The 9,102-nt window shown below is 68.0% G+C and carries 11 protein-coding genes and 2 pseudogenes; 5 read left to right on the forward strand and 8 right to left on the reverse strand.

The genetic code is table 11. The features are described from left to right. From EV691_RS14130 to EV691_RS14145, 4 genes are all read left to right on the forward strand, one after another. On the forward strand, window positions 1-435 hold a 435-nt coding region (locus EV691_RS14130), incomplete at its 5' end, for a methyl-accepting chemotaxis protein (protein ID WP_243649662.1). Between the two features lie 197 nt (window positions 436-632). After that, the gene (locus EV691_RS14135; RefSeq protein WP_131297580.1) at window positions 633-1,121 is read left to right on the forward strand and encodes a SixA phosphatase family protein; all 489 of its coding nucleotides are present in this window, start codon (window positions 633-635) and stop codon (window positions 1,119-1,121) included. A 194-nt stretch (window positions 1,122-1,315) separates the two neighbouring features. Further along, window positions 1,316-1,498, forward strand: coding sequence for a hypothetical protein (locus EV691_RS14140; RefSeq protein WP_131297579.1), 183 nt, complete (start codon window positions 1,316-1,318; stop codon window positions 1,496-1,498). Between the two features lie 54 nt (window positions 1,499-1,552). After that, window positions 1,553-2,314, forward strand: a complete 762-nt coding sequence (locus EV691_RS14145; RefSeq protein WP_131297578.1) for a CHAD domain-containing protein — start codon at window positions 1,553-1,555, stop codon at window positions 2,312-2,314. 9 nt (window positions 2,315-2,323) lie between these two features. Here the strand turns inward: EV691_RS14145 and EV691_RS14150 are convergent, their stop codons facing one another. The 8 genes and pseudogenes from EV691_RS14150 to EV691_RS14185 form a co-directional block, all read right to left on the reverse strand. Further along, window positions 2,324-3,481, reverse strand: coding sequence for a glutathionylspermidine synthase family protein (locus tag EV691_RS14150; protein WP_131297577.1), 1,158 nt, complete (start codon window positions 3,479-3,481; stop codon window positions 2,324-2,326). Window positions 3,482-3,490: 9 nt separating this feature from the next. Next, window positions 3,491-4,171: a DUF1190 domain-containing protein gene (locus EV691_RS14155; RefSeq protein ID WP_131297576.1), complete on the reverse strand. Its 681-nt coding sequence runs from the start codon at window positions 4,169-4,171 to the stop codon at window positions 3,491-3,493. A 20-nt stretch (window positions 4,172-4,191) separates the two neighbouring features. Then, window positions 4,192-4,614 carry a DUF350 domain-containing protein gene (locus tag EV691_RS14160; RefSeq protein WP_131297575.1) on the reverse strand — a complete coding sequence of 141 codons (423 nt, stop codon included), beginning with the start codon at window positions 4,612-4,614 and terminating at the stop codon, window positions 4,192-4,194. A gap of 15 nt (window positions 4,615-4,629) precedes the next feature. Next, window positions 4,630-5,283 carry a DUF2491 family protein gene (locus EV691_RS14165; protein WP_131297574.1) on the reverse strand — a complete coding sequence of 218 codons (654 nt, stop codon included), beginning with the start codon at window positions 5,281-5,283 and terminating at the stop codon, window positions 4,630-4,632. Then, window positions 5,270-6,304, reverse strand: a pseudogene (locus tag EV691_RS14170) (ion channel). Before EV691_RS14170 ends, EV691_RS14165 begins: the two are co-directional and overlap by 14 nt. Before the next feature lie 24 nt (window positions 6,305-6,328). Further along, window positions 6,329-6,862, reverse strand: coding sequence for a rhomboid family intramembrane serine protease (locus tag EV691_RS14175; protein WP_131297573.1), 534 nt, complete (start codon window positions 6,860-6,862; stop codon window positions 6,329-6,331). Between the two features lie 64 nt (window positions 6,863-6,926). After that, window positions 6,927-7,628 (reverse strand): PspA/IM30 family protein, encoded by a 702-nt coding sequence (locus EV691_RS14180; RefSeq protein ID WP_131297572.1) that lies wholly within the window; start codon window positions 7,626-7,628, stop codon window positions 6,927-6,929. A gap of 15 nt (window positions 7,629-7,643) precedes the next feature. Continuing rightward, window positions 7,644-8,282 (reverse strand): YjfI family protein, encoded by a 639-nt coding sequence (locus tag EV691_RS14185; RefSeq protein ID WP_131297571.1) that lies wholly within the window; start codon window positions 8,280-8,282, stop codon window positions 7,644-7,646. 180 nt (window positions 8,283-8,462) lie between these two features. Here EV691_RS14185 and EV691_RS23910 point away from each other — a divergent pair. Further along, window positions 8,463-8,540: pseudogene (locus tag EV691_RS23910) on the forward strand (HigA family addiction module antitoxin); the annotation flags it as partial. Window positions 8,541-9,102: the final 562 nt, after the last annotated feature.

Consider the following 9,102-nt stretch of genomic DNA (forward strand, 5'->3'; position numbering starts at 1 on the left):
GCGCTGATCGAGGCCTCGACCAAGCGGGTCGGCGACGGCTCGCAGCTGGCCGAGCAGGCGGGCCGGACCATGGAGGAAGTGGTCAGATCGGTGCAGCGGGTGACCGACATCATCGACGAGATCTCGGCGGCCTCGCACGAGCAGAGCGAGGGCATCGGCCAGGTGAACACGGCGATCGCGCAGATGGACGAGGTGACGCAGCAGAACGCGGCGCTGGTGCAGGAGGCGTCGGCGGCGTCGTCCTCGCTGGCCGAGCAGGCGCGGCATCTGGAGGAGGCGGTGGCGGTGTTCCGGCTGGGCGCAGGGCAGGAAGCCCGGGCGGCGCGGAGCGACACGGCGCAATCCCGCTCGGGAGAGCAGCACAGGCTGGCCGTGGCGAAGGAACCTGCCAGGCCGGCCCTGGCCATCGCCGAGGAGCGCTGGGAAGCCTTCTGAGCGGGCCAGAGCGGAAGGCGCCTGCCGCGCCCAGCGGGGCCGTCTTGCAATCGGCCGGCAATGATCTAGCTTGAGTCGACACATCATGGATGCAGCCTTCGGTGGCGAACCGAAAGCCGCATGCGGGCGTGCCCTGCAAGCACGCCGCCCAAGGGACGGGGCAACGCTTCCGAACCGGCCAAATAGGTGAGTGCACCATGAAAACGCTGTTTCTCGTTCGTCACGCCAAGGCAAGCAAGGACGATCCCGAGTTGCCCGACCAGGACCGGCCCTTGACCGAGCGGGGCGAGAACGATGCCCCGAAGATGGGCAAGCGTCTGGCGAAACGGGGGGTGAAACCCGATCTCATTGTATCGAGCCCGGCAAAACGGGCGCTCGTCACGGCGGAAGCCATCGCCAGGACGCTCGATTACAAGCCCAAAGACATCATGACCAACAACGAGCTGTATGTTTCCGAGGCGGACAACCTGCTCGACATCATTCATGGGTTCGACGACAAACTGGAGGATGTGATGCTGGTCGGTCACAACCCGGCGCTGGACGAACTCGCCCATCGCCTGTCGAGCAAGATCGACCACCTGCCGACCTGCGCCGTCGCCAGGCTTTCCTTCGATACGCAATCCTGGTCGGCCGTCGGCACGACCAAACCCGCGAAAGTCCAGCTGGATTACCCGAAAAGCGCCTGAAATACGCTCCGCCATGCGGCCGACGAGCACTCTTCCGATCGCACCGGCGACGCCTGCCGGGCCGGACGCCGTCGGCCCCGCCGGCGGCAAGTGCCGTGGGCTGGCCTATAGTCAGTATCGACTCGGGGCCTCGAGAGCCGAGCATTCGGTTGCCAAGAGCTGTCCGTCTCCTTTCCACTTTCCCGGACTTCGCAATGATCGTCAGGATGGAAAAAGCCAGTAACCAGGCCGGCTATGTAGTTTGGTTGAATCACTACAAGGTCCATTTCAGCAGTCAGATCAAGGCGGAAGCCTTCGTCACGCAGTTGCAGGCGCGCCTGCAGGCTCCACATCCGCTGCCGGCACATGGCAACCAGGCGATCCATCCGTCGCGATGATCGCGCGACGTTATCCGGCCACTGTAGCCGCACCGGCTGTTTGAGAGATTAAAGATGATTGTCGATCGGCTGGTCGAGCACGTCTTGCAGCTGGATGTCGCGTTGATGGCCAGCGGCGCCCGGCTGCAGGCGCGCAGCGACGAGGAAGCGCTGCACGATCTGCGCGTCGCCGTGCGCCAGTTGCGCAGCGTGCTGCGTCCGCTGCGCGGCCTGTCCGACATCGATGCGCTGGAGGTCGTGGCGGCGGCGGTCGGCCATGCGAGCACGCCGCTGCGCGACACCGAGGTCCTGCTGCAGGAGTTGCAGGCCCGCAGTCTGGCCGAGCTGAGCGCGCCGCGCCGGCAAGCGCTGGAGGCGGGGCGCGATGCCCTGCTGGCCAGCGCCGAATGGCTGTTGTTGCGCAATGCCCTGGAGGCCTGGCCGGCAGTCTGCCGCCGGGCCGAGCGGCTCGGCGATCTCCAGGGGCTGCGCAAGCACATCCGCAATCGGCTGGCCAAGCAGCAGCGCAAGCTGGCCGAAGCCCTGCGCGATCCGGCCCATGACCGCCACCGGCTGCGCGTGCTGATCAAGCGGGTGCGCTACGCCGACGAGGCCTATCCCGAGCTGTCGGCCCTGCCGGCCGGCACGGCCAAGCGCCTGAAGGCGGCGCAATCGGCGCTCGGCGACTGGCACGACCGTCTGCAGTGGCTGCAGCGGGCCGAGCGGGAGGCCGATCTGCAGCCCCTGTGCGAGGCGTGGCGCCAGGCCCTGGCCGACGCTGCGCAGCGTTCGGACCAGGCGCTCGAGCCGCTCTGCAAGGATTTCCCGCTGGAGTGAAGCCGCCCCTCAGTCGAGGATGACGTGCGGCAGGAAGCGGCTGGAGTCGCGGGTGATCGGGCCATCGTCCTCGCGGATGCCCATGCCCGCGGCGTTGTCGCCGATCACCCAGGAGCCGATCAGGGTGTGGCTGCCGGCGAAGCGCGGCAGCGGCGCGCAGGCCTGCAGGATATAGGGCGCATCGGTGTAGGGACCGTCGACCCGGAACACCTCGCCCGCCGCCGTGCACAGCTCCACGTTGGCTCCCTCGCGGGAGAAGAAGGGCTTGCGCACCCAGCCTTTGGGCACCGGCCTGGCGGCATCCGTGTCCAGGTGGCAGGGCAACAGGTTCGGATGGCCTGCGTGGAATTCCCAGAGCAGCGGCAGGATGCCCTTGTTGGAGAGCAGCGCCTTCCACGGCGGCTCGAAGAACTGCGTGTCGCAGTCGGCCAGCGCCGCGCCGAACGGCTCGTGGAAGACGAACTCCCAGGGATGCAGCTTGAACAGGTGGGGAATCCAGCGCTCCTCCAGATCGACGAAGCGGCCTTCGGCGTTCAGGCCGATGTCCTCGAGGTCGATGTGGCGGGTCGCGATGCCCACCTGCTCGGCGATCCCGCGCAGGTAGTCGGTGGTGCCGCGGTCCTCCGCCGAGCCGCGGATCGAGGCCAAGTAGAAGGGCCGGCGGATGCCCAGCTCGGAGAACGCCTGGCGCAGCTGGTCCTCGATGCTGTTGAACTGGTCGGCGTGGCGCGGCAGCCTGCCGAGGGCCATGCACTCCTCCAGCCAGCCCCACTGGAAGGCGGCGCTCTCGTAGAGGCTGGTCGGGGTGTCGTAGTTCAGTTCCAGCAGCCTGGCCGGCCCGTGCCCGTCGTAGGAGAAATCCATGCGTCCGTAGAGGTGCGGATGGCCCTCGACCCAGGAGGTGCGGATCAGCTCGTGGAACGCCGGCGGGATCGCCAGGCGCTCGAGCAGTTCCTCGCTGTGCACCACCCGCTCGACCAGGTCCATGCACATCGCGTGCAACTCGTTGGTCGGCGCCTCGATGTCCTGCTCGACCTGGGCGAGGCTGAAGCGGTAGTAGGCGCGCTCGTCCCAATAGGGCTCGCCGTCGATGGTGTGGAAGCGGAAGCCGAGCCGCTCGGCGGTCCGCCGCCAGTCCGGCCGTTCGTCGATCGCGATTCTCTGCATGAGGCCTCCTCAGCCGCCGACGCTGCTGCTGCCGCCCCAGCCGCTGCGCGCGCTGGACTGGCTGCCGAAGCCGCCGCGCGAGGTGGCCGCGGAGGTCGAGACCGGCTTGCTGGTGGTGCGACTGTAGCCCTGGCCGTAGCGGCTCTGCTGCGAGTTCGGGAAGCTCGCGCCCTGCTCGATGCGCCGGCCGAGGGTCGAGGTGGAGAACGTGCCGCGGCCGTCGCGGTGGCGATACACCGGCTCGCTGTAATAGCGCCCGCCGCCGCTCATCAGGTTGCCGATCAAAAGGCCCATCAGCAGGCCGTCCATGGAGCTGCCCGAGGCGGCCGCCTGGGCGCGGGCGCTGTCCATCTGCGCCTGGCTGACGGTGCCGCCGGCGGTCAGCTCGAAGCCGCCCGGTTGCGGCACGTAGCGGCCGGCGGAATCGGTCTGGCAGTAGCCGGGCACGAAATCGGCCTCGCAGTCGGCCTGCCGCTCGTACACCGGCGCGACGCGCCGGTGCTCGGCCAGGGCGGTCATGTAGGCGTCGGAGCAGACGTCGACCGGAAACTTCTGGTTCACGCATTCCTGCACCGACTGGAAGCGGAACTTCTGCTCGATGTTGTAGGTGTCCTGCGGGCCGTCGCAGCCGGCGATCGCCAGGCTGATCGAGGTGGCCAGGGACAGTTGCACGTAACTGCTTCGCTTCATCGGGGCCTCCCGCCGGCCGCTCAGTTGGGGGTCATGCAGGCGGCGTTCAGCAGGCCGACGCCGACCGCCACCGCCGCCACGTAGATGCCGGCGGCGATCTCGCCCTTCTGGATCCGCGCCGGCAGGTCGCGCAGCGCCAGGTGGACGGCGAAGAAGGCCAGCAGCTGGACGATGGCGGCGATCAGCGTCCAGACCACGAAGTCGAGCAGGCCGACCGAATGGGCGATGACGTTGCTGGCGGGGATGGCGAAGCCGACGATCGCCCCGGCCAGGGCGATCGCCGCCGCCACGTTGCCCTCGCGGATCAGGGCGAACTCGCGGTGCGGGGTGAGCCGCGTGTAGACCAGCTGGAAGAGGAAGAAGAGGACCGCCGCGCCCAGCATGTAGGCGAGGAAGCCGAACACGGCCGCCTTGTTGAGCGACATTTGCAGTGCGTCGAGCATCGGTATTTCCCTGTTTCAGATGAGGTGCAGATCGGTGGTGTAGAGCGAGACGCCCAGCGCGGTGCTGAGGCTGACGGCGCCCTCGCCGTCCTCCTCGACCGTGAACAGCAGGAACTCGCGCCGCGCGGTGAGTCCGGTGTCGCGGGCGTAGAGCATCGCGTAGTGACCGATGCCGTAGGCCTCGTCGTTGGCGCTGCGCACGCGCTCGAAGAAATCCACCAGCCGGGTCTGGCCCTGCTCGCTGCCCCACTCGCGGACGAACTCGACCCCATCGAGGCTGTAGCGCGGCAGGCCGATGGGGCTGTCCGGCCCGGCCAGGCGGCGCAGCTCCGCCTCGCTGGCGACGCTGGCGCAGTCGAGGTAGTTGAACAGGATCAGCGACTCGACCTGCCCGTCCCGCGCGCCGCTGGTATGGACCTGCAGCCAGAAGTCCTGGTCGTCCAGGTAGTAGCGCGACAGCCAGTGGGACTGGCCGAGGTCGATCACCCCCTCGCTCCAGATCGACTGGCTGGCGGGCACGCAGACCCGGGAATGGCCCTCGAGCAGCAGGCCCAGGCTGGGATCGAAGCCCACCGCCCGGCCGCAGGCGAGCCCCAGCGGACCGGCCGCCGGCGCCACGGTTTCGCTCTTCGGGGCTTCGAAGCCCATCATGCGCTTAAGCCAGCTCATGGCAATTCTCCTTGAGACGGGCGGCGGCGATGTAGAACAGCTCGCCGCCCCGGATGCGGGTGTCGCCGGGCGGGTTGACCGCCGGCAGGTGCTCGCCGATGGCGCGGTGGCCGATCAGGGTCGCGTTGTGGCGCTGCTTGAAACTCAGGTAGAGGTCGCCGAAGCGCCCCTCGAAGCCGTCCGGCAGCTTCAGCCGGTACTGGGTGGCGCCCTGGCCGACGCTGAGCAGCTCGTTGATCACCTCCGACGAGCCGGGGTCCTGGGAGGAGCGCACCAGCATCTCGATGGCTATGCCGGAGGTGCACTCCAGCTTCGGCGCGTAGGCGCGGGCCAGGGCGGCGGTCTCACTGTCGTTGAAATGCGCCACGACGTGGCCCGCCGGATTCAGCTGGTTGACCGCCAGCACCGTGGCCAGGGTCAGGTCGTCCGAGCCGGTGCGCACCAGCACCCGCTCGGCGCCGGGCACGCCGGCGCGGCGTAGCAGGGCAGCCGAGGACAGGCTGTCGCCGCGGACGAAGGCGGCCTGGCCCGGCATCGGGTTTTCTTCCAGGGCCGCATCGCAGATCACGATCAGGTCGTCGTTGGAGGTTTCGTCCTCGAGCAGCAGCTCGACGACCCGCTCGCTGACCTTCCCCTCCCAGCCGATCAGCACCGTGTGGGCCGTGCGGTCGGTGTAGTCCCCCTTGCCCTTCATGTCTTTTCTCCAGAATTCGATCACCAGATTGGTGGCCTTGCCGATCGTCGCGGTGAGCAGGGCGATGCCGCCGATCATCACCCAGCCGGCCACGAACAGGCGCCCGGCCGGCGACAGGGGCGCGAGATCGCCTTAGCCGACGGTCAGCGCCGTGGTCAGATAGAAATACGCATAGGTCGCCGGCGCCGTCAGGTGCGACTCGCCCAGCGCCAGCAGGCCCGCGTAGGCGACCAGGGCATGCAGCCCCGTGGCCAGGCCCAGCCCGGCCCAGCTGAAGCGCGCGAAGAAGACGGCTGCATGAAGGCGCAGCAGGACGAAGATCGACATGGCTTCCGATTCCAGTGCAGGGGATCAGGGCGGCAGCAGCCGCGCCGCGACCAGGCCGGCGAGCGCTCCGGCGATGTGCGACTCGAACGAGGTCCCCCGCCCCGGCAGCAGGCCGAAGACCAGGCCGCCGTAGAGCAGGAGCACCACGCCGGCGACCAGCAGGTTGCGCCAGTTGCGCCGGTACCAGGCCCGCGCCAGGAGCCAGGCCCACAGGCCGAACACCCAGCCGCTGGCGCCGACATGCAGACCGTCCCGGCCGAACAGCCAGACCAGCAGGCCGCCGAGCAGGACGACGACCAGGCTGACGGCGACGAAGCGCCGCCTGCCCTCGGCGGCCACCAGGCTGCCGAGCACCAGGAAAGGCAGCAGGTTGCCGGCCAGGTGCGCGAACGAGCCATGCAGGAAGGGCGCGGCGACGATACCCGGCAGCCCCCAGAGCGACTGCGGCAGCAGGCCGAAGCCGTTGAGGCTGTAGCCGCTGAGCGCGTTGACCACCTGCAGCGCCAGCATCAGCCCGGCCACACCGGCCACCACGCGGAATCCGTCGACGATATTCACTGCCTGTCCCTGACCTGCGGCGCGCCGGGGACGGGTCCTCCCCCGTCCCCGGCGCGCCAATGCCTTACTCGGCGGCCTGCTTGCGCAGGCGCTCCAGCACCGCATTGGCGCTGCCGGCATCCGGCACGATGCCGGCTTCCTTCAGGCGCCGCTCCAGGTCGCTGCCGGTGGACGCCTCGGCCAGCTGCTCCTGAGCCTCCAGCTCGGCGGCGCGCAGGTCCTGCCTGGCCTTCAGGCGATTGAGGGTGCCGACCGCGGTCTCCAGCTTGCCGTTGGCCCCGCCACTGGCGATCGAGGCGCTGACCTGAGCCTTCTGCACGCTCTCGCGGGCGCGGGCCATGTCGACCTGCTGGCGCAGGCTCCTGATGCGCGCCTCGGCCTTGGCGACGTCCTTGCGCATCTTCTCGACGTAGGCGCCGAACTCGCCGGCCTGCCGGTGCTCGGCGTCGCGCTCGTTGGTCAGGTTGGCGATCAGCTGCGCGACCTCGGTCGCCAGATCCTCGCGACTGGCCTTCAGCGCTGCCAGGACCTTGGCTTCGAGGTCGTGGATCTTGGCGTCGTGCTCGGCCACGCGGCGGGTCGCCAGGCTGTGCTTAGCCATGATCGCGGCCAGCTCCTGACGGGCCTCGGCCAGTGCGGCGTCGGCGTCGCGGATCTCCTGATCGAGGATGCGCAGCGCCTGCTGGTCAACGATGGCCTCGCCGACTTCGCTGGCGCCGCCGCGGATGGCGGTGAACAGCTTGCTCCAGATGGACGTGCCTGACATGCGGATGCTCCCCTGTTACTTGAAGAAGTCTTCGAACGCCTCGGCGGCGCGCTGAAGGTTGTCGACCAGGGTGAACACCTCGGTCACCACGTTGGTCAGGCTGGAAGCGGCGCTGAGCGCGCCGAACATGTTGTAGACGGTCTGCCCGTTGGGCATCGTCTCGATGCCGATCGAGGACAGCGGGAACAGCTCCCGGCTGCGCAGCACGGCGTCGTTGAAGCGGGCGACGTCGGCGATGGCCTCCCGATCGACCAGCACGGAATCGACGATGATCTGCTCGCCGACCACCGCGAGGTAGATCGGCAGGCCGCCGTACTCGTTCATCTCCAGCCTGATGCTCGGCTCGGCGCCCTGGACCAGGGCGATGCCGATCTCCCCGGACCTCACTTCATCGAGCGCCTGCAAGGCGCCGTAGAGGCGGTCGATGGTCCAGTGTTCCCCTGCGCTCATGTATTCCTCCAGTCTGAATGTGCCGGCCAACAGCGGCTGACGTAATCGCTTCTCGAGCCGCTTGAGCAGCTCCCGGTTCTCGGGCAGCACCCAGCTCTCGTGCTTCACGTAACCGGCCTCGGCCAGCGCGCCGCGCATGCGCTTCATGTAGAAGCTGGACGGCTTCTTCTTCGCCCCGGCCGGAGTGGATTTCCTGCTTGGCATGGCTCACCCGATCCATCACATGTGAGAAAATCTAGATCAAAGTCCCAGCGCTGGCAATATCTCACACGTGATGGATTTCGGGCGACATCCGCAAAGCGCGACGGGGTTGGCAAAAGAGGGACAATCCGATGGTTTGCGCAAGGGTGTGCCACATGGCGCCGGCCGCGGTGCGCCAAGCGCTTGGCCCGCCGGCTGGGCTTCGCCCGGGAAACCCTGTCCCGCATCCTGCACGGTCATGCACCGATCAGCCCGGACCTGCCAGGGCAATCGCATGAACGTGTAGGAGCGAATTCATTCGCGACCCGCGCCATAGGTGCGGCAAATCGTTGAACATCTACGCCCCGCATGCGGGGCGGTCGCGGATGAATCCGCTCTTACAGAGGCGTATGCATGCCGACATTTCGCTTCATGCGATTGCCCTGCCGGACCTGCTCGGGCGGCGTCCCGCTGTAAGCCATCGCCTACAGCAGATCGAGCGTTCGCCCAATAGGATCGGAACGGCTGTCGGAGTAGAGTGACTCCCATACCGACATCGAAGGATCGATGAAGGCTGCTAGGGCTTGAAGACAAGGGAACCGCCGCAAGGATCGCGGCATCATCAGGATGATGACTCCCAGGGATGAGGTGAGATGTCAAAAACGGCGAGGCTAACCCCTCGCCGTTTTTGTTTTGCGCCGAAGAAAGTGACTCGACGCCTTCGCACCGAGGGTGCTGCACCTGGCAGCAGGGCGTTTCCGGGGCAATACACGCGGAGCCGGGCAAGTGTAGGCCTGAGTCACCCTGCCACAGTGACGCCATGCCACGGTGACGGGGTACGCCA

The organism is Azotobacter chroococcum (assembly GCF_004339665.1).
GTDB lineage: Bacteria > Pseudomonadota > Gammaproteobacteria > Pseudomonadales > Pseudomonadaceae > Azotobacter > Azotobacter chroococcum.

What these genes read in the sequence shown, in the direction of transcription:
- EV691_RS14155 (WP_131297576.1), bottom strand. Translation starts at nt 4,171, where the DNA reads ATGAAGCGAAGCAGTTACGTGCAACTGTCCCTGGCCACCTCGATCAGC.
- EV691_RS14145 (WP_131297578.1), top strand. Translation starts at nt 1,553, where the DNA reads ATGATTGTCGATCGGCTGGTCGAGCACGTCTTGCAGCTGGATGTCGCG.
- EV691_RS14180 (WP_131297572.1), bottom strand. Translation starts at nt 7,628, where the DNA reads ATGTCAGGCACGTCCATCTGGAGCAAGCTGTTCACCGCCATCCGCGGC.
- EV691_RS14185 (WP_131297571.1), bottom strand. Translation starts at nt 8,282, where the DNA reads ATGCCAAGCAGGAAATCCACTCCGGCCGGGGCGAAGAAGAAGCCGTCC.
- EV691_RS14135 (WP_131297580.1), top strand. Translation starts at nt 633, where the DNA reads ATGAAAACGCTGTTTCTCGTTCGTCACGCCAAGGCAAGCAAGGACGAT.
- EV691_RS14160 (WP_131297575.1), bottom strand. Translation starts at nt 4,614, where the DNA reads ATGCTCGACGCACTGCAAATGTCGCTCAACAAGGCGGCCGTGTTCGGC.
- EV691_RS14140 (WP_131297579.1), top strand. Translation starts at nt 1,316, where the DNA reads ATGATCGTCAGGATGGAAAAAGCCAGTAACCAGGCCGGCTATGTAGTT.
- EV691_RS14150 (WP_131297577.1), bottom strand. Translation starts at nt 3,481, where the DNA reads ATGCAGAGAATCGCGATCGACGAACGGCCGGACTGGCGGCGGACCGCC.
- EV691_RS14165 (WP_131297574.1), bottom strand. Translation starts at nt 5,283, where the DNA reads ATGAGCTGGCTTAAGCGCATGATGGGCTTCGAAGCCCCGAAGAGCGAA.